Source organism: Peribacillus sp. NPDC101480 (assembly GCF_050277335.1).
Taxonomy (GTDB): Bacteria; Bacillota; Bacilli; order Bacillales; family DSM-1321; genus Peribacillus.
The window spans coordinates 84,647-97,198 of the sequence record NZ_JBNNSB010000002.1 but is presented as its reverse complement, the minus strand read 5'-3'; the positions used below and the strand labels follow the sequence as shown (position 1 = coordinate 97,198).

11 protein-coding genes, 1 other RNA gene and 1 pseudogene are annotated in these 12,552 nt (G+C 38.7%); 10 read left to right on the top strand and 3 right to left on the bottom strand.

Features of this window, described 5'->3' with window-relative positions; genetic code table 11:
- Nucleotides 1-117: 117 nt before the first annotated feature.
- The gene (locus ACQKMF_RS08040; RefSeq protein WP_427572516.1) at nt 118-1,533 is read left to right on the top strand and encodes an amino acid permease; all 1,416 of its coding nucleotides are present in this window, start codon (nt 118-120) and stop codon (nt 1,531-1,533) included.
- Between the two features lie 372 nt (nt 1,534-1,905).
- Entirely contained in the window at nt 1,906-3,204 is a 1,299-nt protein-coding gene (locus ACQKMF_RS08035; RefSeq protein WP_427572515.1) for a protoglobin domain-containing protein, read from the top strand.
- 296 nt (nt 3,205-3,500) lie between these two features.
- Here ACQKMF_RS08035 and tatA read toward each other — a convergent pair whose 3' ends face one another.
- Nucleotides 3,501-3,707: a twin-arginine translocase TatA/TatE family subunit gene (gene tatA, locus ACQKMF_RS08030; RefSeq protein WP_101222064.1), complete on the bottom strand. Its 207-nt coding sequence runs from the start codon at nt 3,705-3,707 to the stop codon at nt 3,501-3,503.
- Nucleotides 3,708-4,068: 361 nt separating this feature from the next.
- On the opposite strand from tatA, the gene ssrS reads away from it, so the two are divergent.
- The 5 genes and pseudogenes from ssrS to ACQKMF_RS08005 all read left to right on the top strand — a co-directional run bounded on the left by ssrS (nt 4,069) and on the right by ACQKMF_RS08005 (nt 8,500).
- Nucleotides 4,069-4,256: non-coding RNA, 6S RNA (gene ssrS / locus ACQKMF_RS08025), on the top strand.
- Between the two features lie 285 nt (nt 4,257-4,541).
- Complete coding sequence (locus ACQKMF_RS08020; protein WP_101222065.1) at nt 4,542-5,909, top strand: MFS transporter; 1,368 nt, start codon at nt 4,542-4,544, stop codon at nt 5,907-5,909.
- A 311-nt stretch (nt 5,910-6,220) separates the two neighbouring features.
- On the top strand, nt 6,221-6,409 hold the full coding sequence (locus ACQKMF_RS08015; protein WP_063233876.1) for a hypothetical protein: 189 nt from the start codon (nt 6,221-6,223) through the stop codon (nt 6,407-6,409).
- A gap of 125 nt (nt 6,410-6,534) precedes the next feature.
- Nucleotides 6,535-6,692: pseudogene (locus tag ACQKMF_RS08010) on the top strand (IS1595 family transposase); the annotation flags it as partial.
- Between the two features lie 464 nt (nt 6,693-7,156).
- The gene (locus tag ACQKMF_RS08005) at nt 7,157-8,500 is read left to right on the top strand and encodes an MFS transporter (RefSeq protein ID WP_427572512.1); all 1,344 of its coding nucleotides are present in this window, start codon (nt 7,157-7,159) and stop codon (nt 8,498-8,500) included.
- A 110-nt stretch (nt 8,501-8,610) separates the two neighbouring features.
- Here the strand turns inward: ACQKMF_RS08005 and ACQKMF_RS08000 are convergent, their stop codons facing one another.
- Nucleotides 8,611-8,937, bottom strand: a complete 327-nt coding sequence (locus ACQKMF_RS08000; RefSeq protein WP_101222067.1) for a YnfA family protein — start codon at nt 8,935-8,937, stop codon at nt 8,611-8,613.
- A gap of 292 nt (nt 8,938-9,229) precedes the next feature.
- Here ACQKMF_RS08000 and ACQKMF_RS07995 point away from each other — a divergent pair, with 292 nt between their 5' ends.
- Nucleotides 9,230-10,177 carry a DMT family transporter gene (locus ACQKMF_RS07995; RefSeq protein ID WP_427572510.1) on the top strand — a complete coding sequence of 316 codons (948 nt, stop codon included), beginning with the start codon at nt 9,230-9,232 and terminating at the stop codon, nt 10,175-10,177.
- Between the two features lie 40 nt (nt 10,178-10,217).
- On the opposite strand, the gene ACQKMF_RS07990 is transcribed toward ACQKMF_RS07995, so the two are convergent.
- Nucleotides 10,218-11,303: an MBL fold metallo-hydrolase gene (locus ACQKMF_RS07990; RefSeq protein WP_427572508.1), complete on the bottom strand. Its 1,086-nt coding sequence runs from the start codon at nt 11,301-11,303 to the stop codon at nt 10,218-10,220.
- Nucleotides 11,304-11,525: 222 nt separating this feature from the next.
- Between ACQKMF_RS07990 and ACQKMF_RS07985 the strand changes: the two genes are divergently transcribed.
- Entirely contained in the window at nt 11,526-12,272 is a 747-nt protein-coding gene (locus ACQKMF_RS07985) for a type II toxin-antitoxin system SpoIISA family toxin (protein ID WP_230176571.1), read from the top strand.
- Entirely contained in the window at nt 12,269-12,448 is a 180-nt protein-coding gene (locus tag ACQKMF_RS07980; protein WP_230176330.1) for a hypothetical protein, read from the top strand. Before ACQKMF_RS07985 ends, ACQKMF_RS07980 begins: the two co-directional genes overlap by 4 nt.
- Nucleotides 12,449-12,552: the final 104 nt, after the last annotated feature.

Here is a 12,552-nt window from a genome sequence, read left to right as displayed (position 1 = left end):
AAAAGTCAGATAATTCAGGAATTGCAGAAATTTGTCGAAATTTCTCCGATATAAATGGTAAGTGAAATTATTTGTCTATAGTTTTCAGAATAATTATAAAATTATGGAGGAGAGAACATGAGTATTTTTAGAAAGAAGTCCATTGAGGACTTGTTGAAAAACGGAGGTTCCGGCGGTAAGGGATTGAAACGAGAACTGGGAGCTTGGGATTTAACGATGCTAGGAATTGGAGCGATTATTGGGACTGGCATTTTCGTTCTAACAGGCACTGGTGCAGTGAATGCTGGTCCTGCACTTTCATTATCGTTCGTCATTGCTGGTCTTGCCTGTTTATTCGCTGCACTTTCTTATGCAGAATTTGCAGCTTCCGTGCCGGTATCCGGTTCGACTTATACGTATGCTTATGCAACTTTAGGTGAATTCGCCGCTTGGATAATCGGCTGGGATTTAATCCTTGAATACTTATTGGCTGTCAGTGCCGTATCGGCGGGGTGGTCGGGCTATTTCCAATCATTTTTAAGTGGATTCGGAATTAACTTTCCGGAGAAATTGACGGCAGCACCGGGTTCGGTCGAAGGAGTCACGACTTATATGAACTTACCAGCCTTTTTGATAGTCATGGCGATTACCTTTTTGATTTCCATAGGTACGAAACAAACGACTAGAATCAATAATATAATGGTCGTTATTAAAGTGTTGGTAGTCTTGTTGTTCATCGTTTCTTCTATATATTATGTGAAACCGGAAAACTGGCAGCCGTTCATGCCATTTGGAATCGATGGGGTATTTTCAACTGCCGCATTAATGTTCTTTGCCTTCATCGGCTTTGATGCAGTTGCATCTGCGGCTGAAGAAACAAGAAATCCAGGTAGGAATTTACCACGGGGAATTCTTGGTTCATTAGTCATTTGTGTAGTGCTTTATATGGCGGTAAGTTTGATCATGACTGGTGTGGTACCGTATGCACAATTCAGCCAGGCTCTTGACCATCCGATTTCTTTGGTATTGCAAAGCGCAGGACAAAATTGGATTGCAGGTATCATCGATCTAGGTGCCTTCCTCGGAATGACAACGGTAATCTTGGTTATGTTGTATGGACAAACCCGAATCATGTTTGCGATGTCACGTGATGGTCTGATGCCTAAATCCTTATCAAAACTTCATAAAAAATATAAAACACCTTATGCGGCTTCATGGATATTCGGTTTATTAGCGGCCTTTTTGGGGGCATTCATTCCGCTTGGTGAATTGGCTGAGCTGGTCAACATTGGAACATTGACTGCGTTTACGATGATTTCCATTGCGGTCATCGTGTTACGGAAAACAAGGCCTGATATGAAACGTGCTTTTTATTGTCCGGCTGTACCGCTTGTTCCAGGCCTGGCCATCGTTTTTTGCGTATTCTTGATGGTTCAGCTAGGGAGTCATACATGGATGAGGTTCTTGATCTGGATGGCTATCGGAGTAGTCATTTACTTCACTTATTCCCGTAAACACTCGAATCTTAGCCAGCAGCAGGAAAATGAACATTGAAAAAGACACTCTCTGGAGTGTTTCAGTTTGCAGACAAAAGGAGCTCTATCTAAATTTTTAAACATAGTTGATTGGAGCGGGTGTGCGAGACTCCGGCAGGAATAGCGAGTCCAAGGGAGACCCCACAGGTGCAAGTGCGCCGAGGAGGCTCCCGGACCGCCCGCGGAAATCGAGTGCCAACGTTCCAATCAACGTCCAAATTTGTACAAGCAAAAAAAAACTGTAGATGCTCTTTGGAGTGTCTTTTTTTATTTGGACATAAATAGTTCATAAGTCTTGTGTAAGAAGAAAATTTATCGAAGTGAATTAAGATTAACAGACTTTATGTCGAAATAGTATATATGGGTAGAAAAAATTGGAGGCAATTCAATCATGAAAAGTATATGGAGAAGTAAACAAAAGATAGATTCGATGGACTATATGCAATATAAGGAACACGTCGGTATCAATATCAGGGAATATCCGAGCGTATTGAATCAAGTGGAAATGATTCATTTGACGATGGGGGATTTGTGGATAATTCGTTCTTTACAGGAAGAAGTGAAGAAACATTTGACCCAAATAGTAGGAAATTTCTATAAAAATCTAGAAAATGAACCCTCATTAATGAAAATCATATCAGACAATAGTTCTGTTGATAGGTTGAAAAAGACACTGCATCGTCATATGTACGAAATGTTTAGCGGGAACATTGATGATGCGTATATTAAACAACGTTATATTATCGCACAAGTACATGTGCGAATTGGATTGCAGCCAAAATGGTATATGAGTGCTTTTCAGGATTTATTGCAGTCATTAATCATTCATGTGATTTCCAATATGAAAAATATTGAGCAATATCAAGAAAACATTCTAGCTGTCACTAAAATTTTTAATCTGGAGCAGCAAATAGTTTTAGAGGCATATGAACTTGAAAATGAGAAGATTCGCCAAAAAAACCAATCAGAAAAAGAAACGATTAAACTGCAGGTCAATCATAATGCAGAGGAATTGGCAGCAATCAGTGAAGAGACTAGTTCAGCAACTCAATTAATGGCAAATAAGGTAGTCGAAATTCATGATTTCACTAAAAAGGGCTCAGAGATTGCGATACATGCAGAGGGAAAATCAAAAGAGGGAGTCGAACTGTTACAGGGATTAGAGAAAAGATTGGTAAAAACGCAGGAGCAAATGACGATCATCTCAAAAGATATGGAACAGCTATCCAATACTTCAAAGGAAATTGAACGAATTGTCACGATCATCACTTCAATTGCAGAGCAAACGAATTTGTTGGCGTTGAACGCAGCGATTGAAGCGGCAAGAGCTGGTGAAAATGGTAAAGGATTTGCGGTTGTGGCTGGTGAGGTAAGGAAGCTGTCGGAAAATACCAAGGACTCAGTTTCGGAAGTAGTGAAACTGGTTAATGGAATTGCTCATTTTACCAATGTCATGAACACATCAATTTCCATGGTTAGCGGGGAAATTACTAAAGGAACGAAACAAGGAAAAGAAACTGGCATATTTTTTACTGATATAGCAAAGGACATGCTTTCTGTTAAAGAGCAGAATATTAAAATCACCAAGGAAATGACAGAGCTGAATGATATATTCGACGAAATTAATGAAGCATTCAATCAAGTGGCGGTTTCCTCGGATCAATTAACTCAAATGACGATGAACTTGTAATGAAGTTCAACATTTTTATAAGAACAGCTTAATGGTGCTCATTCGTATTTTAATAAACAACTCGATAGAATATTTCTGAACAAACCCCAAGCGGTTTATAGCATAGGAATAAGGACTCCGTTAACAAGCTGTTCAATAAATCACTTGATATAAAATAAGTTTAATGTTATATTAATAAAGCGATGAGCTAATTTGTGTAAGTCGAAGAACATGCTTTTAGCTAAACGTCGGGATGTGGCCCGACGGTTCTGCGCCACAAACGCATCAAAGACGCCTGCTGCGTGCAGGCGTCTTTTTCATTTTATCGATTCTTTTCTTGCAGCTTGTACGTCATCCTTGAATTCCTCTTGTATTTCTTCTGTTATTCCCTTGGTTGCATCCTTAAACTCCCTAAGCGAGGTGCCGACTGCCCGTCCGATTTGAGGTAGCTTGTTCGGTCCAAAAACAATTAAAGCTAAAAGAAGTATTAAAATTAAACCGGGAAAACCAATGTTTGAAAGCATAACTAGTCACTCCAATCAAATCTGTTAGTTAATATTATAGACTCCTTCCATGTATTTGCCAATGTTATTTAGGATATATTATAGAGTTCAGCAACCGATGATTCTCACAAGACAACACTTTCAATTCCGTCCAATTTTATCTTGCACATTCTATCTAAAAATTACTTACCCAAGTATGCTATTACATAATAATTTATCAATGAAAGTGGGGGACGGTAACATAAATCAGAGTGCAGCCGTTAGTTTTGCCGTTTGCGCATGAATAATTTGGATTCACCTGTTTAATGTGTAATATGAAATTTTTTTGTTGTCTGGGAATGATTTAACTTGCAAGAATGAAGATATTTCGGTATTATAACTATACAAGCTGCGTTGTTCGTAATGATAATTAAGTTTTAACCTTTAAGCTGTAATAGGGAGTTTTATATTGAAACAGGAATGTTATGCCTCGTCACTGACTTGGACAACAGGATTGCTTCTGCAAACACCCACTTTGAGGAGTGGTGGTTTAAAACTTTCTTACTTGAATACGGCAATGGCGGCTTCCTACTTCACTAATTAGAAACCAGTTCCGATAAGGGACTGGTTTTTTGTTGTTTTTACGCATGTTCAAAACTTGTAATTAACGATAGCATCAGAAAACATATTAAGATTTTATGAAAAATATGCGAAAGTTTTTATTGAAATATCAGATAATTAGCATTTATAATAACAATTAGATAACTCGGTTCACTATTTGTATAAAAATAAGTGAGTCGAATATTTTTTACATGATTACGTAAGCGCTATCATTTGGATGGAATTACTGCAGTCACCTAGAGAGGAGAAAATTTTATGGCTAAAATTAATACGACAGAGGTAATTAGCAACAGTAAATTTAACCGCTTTCATTTTGGATTGCTGGCATGGTGTTTTATCATTATCCTTTTTGACGGCTATGACCTTGTCGTTTACGGTACGGTCGTCCCGTTATTGACGGAGGAATGGAACCTTACTTCCGTGGAAGCGGGGGCTATGGGTAGCTACGGTCTATTTGGAATGTTGTTTGGGGCGATCTTCTTTGGTACATTAGCAGATCGGATTGGCAGAAAAAACGTAATCGCGATTACACTCATTTTATTTAGTTTATTTACGCTTTTATGTGGATTTGCGGATACGCCTACGATGTTTTCAACTTTCCGATTTCTAGCGGGATTAGGGCTTGGGGGCATCATGCCGAACGTCATTGCCTTATTGACGGATTATGCACCGAAAACGATGCGGAGCATGGTCGTTTCAATCGTATTATGCGGTTACTCATTCGGAGGGATGCTTGCTCCGATACTGGGTATCCTGGTTATGCCGACACTAGGTTGGGAATCAATATTCTGGTTTGCAGGAATACCATTGTTATTTTTACCCTTCATGATGAAGCGTTTACCAGAGGCTTCGACGCATCTGATCAGAATTAATAAAAAGGAAGAACTGATCAGAATACTATCAAAAGTAAGTCCGGAAAGTAAATTCGACATCAATGACGAACTTGTGGAAGTGAAAAAAACAGAAGCCAATATGCCGATTGTTGGATTGTTTAAGGATTCCCGTGCCCTTAGCACATTGATGTTCTGGATCGCCTTTTTCATGTGCCTATTGATGGTATATGGATTGAATACATGGCTTCCAAAGCTAATGATCGAGGCAGGGTATGCGCTGAATTCAAGCTTAGGTTTCTTGATCGTCCTTCAAGGGGGCGCTATCGTAGGCACGCTTATCATCGCTAAACTTTGTGATCGTTATGGATCCAAGAAAATGCTTGTGCCGATGTATGCGCTTGGAGCTGTCAGTTTGACGCTATTGGGAATGGGCGGAAGCCCCTTCGTGATTTACACATTGGTAGCCATTGCAGGAGCCTGTACCATTGGTGCCCAAAACCTTGTACAAGCCTATGTTTCCCAGTACTATCCACCAAATATAAGATCGACTGCACTAGGGGTGGCATCTGGTATCGGAAGGATTGGCGGTATGCTCGGGCCCATACTCGGCGGATTTTTATTGTCCATCTCGCTACCCATCCAATTGAATTTCATTGCCTTCGCCATACCTGGTCTCATTGCTGCGGTTGCCTTATCATTCGTTCCAGTGAAAATGGCTTATTATAAACATGATCATTCGGAGCCAACTGAAGAAATGGTCGTAGAATCCAATAAAATGAACGTCCTGTGATTTAAATGCATGAAATGCAGTGCTGGGATACCCTCGCTGTCATTTCATGCATATTTGTATTAGCTTCCTTTTTTCCTTAGCAAATGGTCTATATAAAAACTGCAAATTCACAAGAATTAGTGTAAAGATTTTCCGGGAATTGCTTCGCTTGACCTATCCTTGAGAAAAGTTGCTTAAATGTTCATAATTTCGCAATATGAGTCACTCTTAATATAAAGAATAAATGTTAGAATGATGATATGGATAATTAATTCCTCCTTGAAGTGGAGCGAACTATAAATTAATCTCATCTTTTGTGAGGAGTCATTACTTTGAAAATTTTAAAACATGTAATTTTTTGGTTAAGCATTATAGGGACATTATTCTCTATGATTTATTTCTTTGTAGCGGACATTCCGTTATATGTTAAATTGTTAGGCGGAGCCATTATCCTTTATCTAGGTTATGATCTTATAACAGAATCAAGGAAAAGAAAGCGTAAAGAAGCCTTGGACGCTTAATCTTATCTTCATTAAAAAGCCCTCTTTGATAAGAGGGCTTAGTTTGTGTCCAAAAGGGTTCGGAATGGGATAGACAAAGGTAAATTAAACAAGGTAAACGAAGGGCAGAATGACACATCAAGAATAAGCTCTTTAATGGCCATATAGGGGATAACTCTTTCCTTTGCACTGATAGTCATAAGAGTTATGTTCAGTTCGCCCAAGATTTTCGTTAAATCATAAGCGTGTACAAAGAGGAAACCATGAAGAAGGAATATACTATATTCAACACATAAATTCTGTTCAGCGCTAATTAAGGAAGTGATTGAATAGGTTTAATGGTATGGCGATAAATATATCAGTACTATATGTACTGGTTCTAATGGATGGAACTCCTTGAAAATCGCTGTAGCCAAGACCCCACAGCCGCTTACACTGAGGAGGCTTGACAGACAGCTGGCGGATAGGAAGCGGATTTCTGAAATCAACTGAAACGTATCAAGAAATATTGCAGGTAAGCTGGAATTTCTTCCAAGTTTGTCTATTGCCTGAACCCTCTTCGATAAGAGGGTTTTTTTGTTGATTAATAGGCAAATCATCAATGAGTATTGACAATATTCTGAAAACTAAGTTAATATATAGTGAACATAGTTCTATATACGTATAATTTTTTATTTGTAATCTATTGTCATTAAATGTTAGCTCGAACCAAAAAAAGAGAAATCCTTAAGACCACGTCAAAAGGAATACCAGAAAGAGGGGAAGGAAATGCGCACGATCCAAGTGTCTGAAATAATGGATGAACAAAAATTTAACCGTTTTCATTTACAGATTTTATTATGCTGTATCTTTATCATCATCTGTGACGGGTATGATATGTTCATGCTTGGGACGATCCTGCCATCTTTGATGGCGGAGTGGAGGATAACTGCCGTAGAGGCAGGGTTATTCAGCAGCTATGCTTTGTTTGGAATGATGATAGGAGCGTTGGTCTTCGGACCGCTGGCCGATAAATCCGGCAGAAAGAAAGTCATATTGATTTGTACGATCATTTTTTCCGTATTTACATTTACTTCAGGTTTCGCCGATGATCCAATATCTTTTGGAATACAGCGTTTTATTGCAGGACTAGGCTTGGGAGGAGTCATGCCTAATCTAATTGCAATCATTACTGAATATGCCCCTAAAAAACTTAGAAGTACCCTGGTAGCGATCATGTTCAGCGGGCACGCTCTAGGGGGAGTTGTAGCATCACTGGGAGCGATGTACCTGATTCCGAACTTTGGTTGGCGGGCAGTGGTTTGGCTCGGTGCACTTCCATTAATATTCATGCCAATATTATATAAATTGTTGCCAGAGTCAATAAGTTTTTTCATGAAAAATAATAAAAAAAGCAAATTGATGGACGTTCTGAATCAAGTGAATGTAAACGGTCAATATACGATGAATGATCATTATGTTCTTCAGGAGCAACTCAAAAGTGAAATGAAAGGGTTTCCAGTAAAACAGTTATTCAAAAATGGGAGGACTTTAAGCACGCTCATGTTCTGGATTGCATTTTTCATGTGTTTGTTCGTAATGTATGGTTTGAGTACATGGCTTCCAAAGATCATGGGTGGGGCAGGATATGAATTAGGTTCAAGCCTGACATTCTTAGTCGTATTGAACCTTGGAGCGGTTTTTGGAGCGATCGTTGGAGGGAAGCTTGCAGACAGATATGGTTCCAAGAGGATACTGGTTACTTTCTTGGTCATTGGATTCATTACCCTTACGATGCTGAGCTTCAAGCCAAGCATGATCATGCTTTATATACTGATTGCGATTGCAGGAGGTACGACAACAGGTACACAAATTGTAACGAATGCATATGTATCTCAGTATTATCCGAATGAAATCCGTTCTACAGGAGTCGGATGGGCATTGGGTATCGGCAGAATTGGCGGAATACTCGCTCCTACTTTCTGCGGGGTCCTGCTTGATATGAAGTTATCCTTGCAAGTCAATTTTTTAGCTTTTGCCATACCATGCATCATTGCAGCAATGGCGATTTGGTTCATTCAGGATAACTTCAGTAATATGACCGCCAACAGGCAGGAAAAAAAGTTGATATAATAAACACCCAGCTTAATCACTTTATGAAAATGTTCAAATGAAGATAGGCCCAATCAACAAGTGGAGATCTTGGTAAAAGAATTAAAGGGCCTTTATGCCCTTTAAGTCCTTTACTGTCTAGGGCCCCAAATAATGACTGAAACTCCGACCAAGCAGATTAAAGCTCCAATCCAATCATATAAATCAGGGGTTTTCTTATCGATGCCCCATCCCCATAAAACCGATAAAACGATGAAAACCCCGCCATATGCAGCATAAACACGGCCAAAGGTAGGGAACGTTTGGAAAGTTGCAATGATGCCGTATAACACCAACCCAAAACCTCCGGCTAAACCTAGATAAATGGATTTACCTTCTCTTAACCAAAGCCAAATAAGGTAACCGCCGCCAATTTCAGCTAGACCAGCCATAAGGAATATTACGGTAGTAACTAACATATATGTATACCTCTCTTCCTGCTTGAAATTTTATCATATATGAAACTGCAAATGACATACTTTAAATAGTTCTTAATAATTGAAAGTTAACTGGAGCATTTCCATTAAGGCATGAAAATGATCTTAATCTTTAAAAAGTTATTTTTTAAAAGGTTGGTTTTGTTGATAGTTGAACAGTTTAGCTTAAAAAAATGCCATATTTATTTTTTGACTCTAACTTGGATTGCAATACAGATTCAAAGGGTACTATACCTAAATAGGAATATAGTAATTTAGTTGAGGAGTTGCAGCCATGAAAACCCGAACATTTGCATACATGTTAGCGCTAATGCATTCAAGTATTGTCGGCCTATCTTTCTTATTTACGAAAATGGCGATTGCAGAATCGAATCCGCTGGATACTTTGGCGTTCCGGTTCTCCGTTTCTTTCGTCATCATTTTATTCCTGGTCGTCTTTAAAGTCATTAAGGTGAACTATTCCTGGGAGTCGGTTAAAAATCTTGTTCCGTTATCTTTGTTATTCCCAACTCTTTTCTTTGCCTTTCAAACTTTCGGACTTAAGTATTCGCAATCCACCGATGCTGGAATTCTGTCTGCGGTCACCCCGATTCTAACATTGATGATAGCTGGATATTTCCTTAAGGAGAAAACATCTTTATATCAAAAACTTTCGATTGTCTTGTCGGTAGTTGGGGTATTATTCATTTTTGTGATGAAAGGGAGCACAATCAATTTTTCCGACATGCTAGGGATGGTGTTGATCCTGCTATCCTGTATTGCAACTGCATGTTATACAACGATGACCCGTTCCCTTGCCAAGGACTATACACCAGGTGAAATGTCCTTTTTCATGATGGGAACAGGCTTTGTCATTTTTAACGTAGCTGCGCTTTTCACCCACTTAAAACAAGGAACGATGCCGAATTTCTTTACACCATGGTCGAGCATGGAATTCATCAGTTCCATTTTGTATTTGGGAATATTGGCTTCATTGGTCACTTCGTTATTATCCAATACGATCTTATCAAAAATCAAAGCGTCCCAAATGAGTGTGTTTGCAAATCTTTCCACTGTTGTCACGATTGCAGCAGGGGCTCTCATTTTAAATGAAAAGATTACAATCTACGATATATTGGGTTCGATACTAATCATTTTAGGTGTAATAGGAACGAATTATTTTGGAGTGAAGAAAGAGCATTCAATAAAAGTGAATCTTGAATATAATGAAGGGAAACTGTGAATGAATGAAAAAGATCCATCCCATTTGGGATGGATCTTTTTCATTTCCACCATCTTGTTTGAGGGAAATCCGTTGAACCAATGGCCACTGGTTCGCCTATTTGAGGTGTGCAGACCTGGACTCCAAGATCATTGGCCGCTTTTGTTACCCGTTCTATCGGATCTGTCCAGTCATGAAAAGACAATGTGAAACCAGCCCAATGAATGGGGAGCATCCGTTTACCTTGTACATCTATATGTGCTTGTACAGTTTCTTCTGGAATCATATGGATGGTTGACCAGCGTTCATCATATTGGCCGCATTCCATTAAAGTTATATCAAAAGGCCCGAATTTTTCGCCTATTTCTTTAAAATGGCTGCCATATCCACTATCTCCGCTAAAAAATACCTTTTCTTGTTTTCCATTAATTACCCAAGAGCACCAAAGTGTTGTATTGCCATCGCGTAAACTTCTTCCAGAAAAATGCCTTGCAGGCGTGCAGACAAATCGCAAACCCTTGAATGAAACCTCATCCCACCAATTATGTTCCTGAATCAGTTCTTGTTTAACTCCCCATCTTTCAAGGTGTCCGCCGACACCTAGTGGAACAATGAACTGACTGACCTTATCCTTTAGTTTCTTTATTGAGTAATAATCCAAATGATCGTAGTGATCATGTGAGAGCAGGACGGCGTCGATAGGAGGCAGCATATCCAAATCAATAGGCAGCTCCCCGCTAAAACGTTTGTTCCCGAACCAAGGAAAGGGAGTTGGTGCTTTGCCAAACATGGGATCCACTAAAATGGTTTTCCCATCTAACTCCAACATGAATGCAGAATGACCAAACCAGGTGATTTTATTGGCATTCATAGATCCAGGTTCTTTTGTTCCAATTACGATTGGCTGGTCGGGCCTCCTTTTTGGATTGGGTTTTATGAAATCACGTAAAATCGAACCAGTATGCTTAAGACTCATCGCTTGACTGGCTGGAATCTGATTTTGGAATTTTCCCTTGGAAAAATTCTCTTTTGTAGTGAATCTTCTCACTTTTTCTTTGTTTATCCTTCTTCCAAGTGGAGGATAGAGGTTTAGGAAAAGTAATAATAGTATAAAAGAAGAAATGAGGATCTTAATAATTTTCATCATGATAGTTTCCTCCCATATTAATCATGCCTTTTTATTAAAACATATCATATCACAGAATATATAGGGTTATTTACTATGATGTCATTCAGCTAGTGAAAACTTCTGGCAAGTGTTTAAGTTTCACCCGTCTTAGGCAGGGAATAGAGGTATATATAATGAATAATATAGAGAGCGGGATAATGAATGTAGCTGCTGAAGGGTAGGGTGATAAATCGATTGTTAATGTTTTTCAGAGTCTTTGTATGGGTAGTATTTATTGCTTTATTGGCATATGTCATACTTTCTTGGAAATATAAGGACAAGGTAAGTAAAAGGATTGAAGCGATTCGAAAAACCTGGTATATCATTTTTGTACTGGGAGCTTTGATTTATTGGAATTTCTATCCGATGAGCATTTTTAATGAGTGGAAAAATTTCTTGATTATGGCTATCGTATTCATCCTTATTGATATGTTTGTATTTTTGAGCATGTATATATCGAAGATTGGCGATAACGAGCTGTCCTATGCAACAAAAGCGGTTGCGGAAAGTGACAAACTTTTAACGGATAATAGGGAAAAGGTCAAAAATATGTTTCATCTCCTAAAGAAAGAAGGAATACCTGAGTATTATCAATCGAATAAGGAATACTTGGCATATTTGAGCATTCTCCTTCAAGCATATGCAGCTAAGGAAGGCATGAACGTGAAAATTCTTCCTTTCAAAACGGAACAGGACAAGCAATTGGTGATTAATGGGCATCCGAACTTGAATGGCAGTAACATCCGTGCTACATTGGAAAGAGAAGATACGTATTATAATGATGAAGAAAAAATGGCTTTGCAGCCAGTAAGCATTTTGATGGAACCCTATATCCTTGACGTTAAATCCGAAAGCTTCGTTTCAGAAGTCGATTGTTTATTAATAGCATTACTAATCATGATGTTCGATATGGTCATAAAACAAAAACCAGGTGGTGAGGATAAATGAGCATTTATGATAAAGCCGGCAATGATGTGTCAGTTGCCGTAATCAAACCACAGGTGAAAATACCTGATGTAGGTTTAAGTCCCCACACTAAAAAAGTGATGAAACAGAACGAACGCATTATCCTGAATCAAAAAGAAAAAGCTGCACGCTTCAGCCGGTTAAAAAATGTTTTATAAGGGGAAGGGGTTTTTCCTTTCCTTATGATATTTAATGGAAAACCCGCATATACTATTCAAAATCAAAGAATAGGAAGGGTCTTTCAGAATATGAACAAAAAACC